This is a genomic window from Virgibacillus sp. 7505, assembly GCF_002272135.1.
Classification (GTDB): Bacteria; Bacillota; Bacilli; order Bacillales; family Amphibacillaceae; genus Terribacillus.
The window spans coordinates 1-307 of sequence record NZ_NPBF01000131.1; the positions used below are offsets into that span (position 1 = coordinate 1).

Here is a 307-nt window from a genome sequence, read left to right on the forward strand (position 1 = left end):
GCTGCCATAAAAGTATGAGCAATGCCTGTAGGACAGCCCGTTGCAGCGACAATCTTTACTTTTGCCATGTGAATCCCCTCCGCGTGATTTGTACTTGATCGAGAAGCATTGGAACATCTTTTAAATCGCTTAACCCTTTTGAAAAGGCAGTAGAAGCCCCTGTTGCTGTTGCTTTCGCTAGTGCGTCTTCCACAGGTGTGCCTTGCTGGATATGGCCAATGAACGTGGCCAACAAAGCATCGCCAGCACAAGCCGTGTTCAATACTTTGCCTTTAGGAGACGTCGCAAACAAGCAAGTGTCCTTATT

At 47.6% G+C, this 307-nt stretch carries 1 protein-coding gene; it reads right to left on the reverse strand.

Annotated elements, in window-relative coordinates:
• Window positions 1-55: 55 nt before the first annotated feature.
• Window positions 56-307 (reverse strand): PfkB family carbohydrate kinase (locus tag CHH91_RS18260; RefSeq protein ID WP_286160845.1); only part of this gene is annotated, 252 nt, incomplete at its 5' end.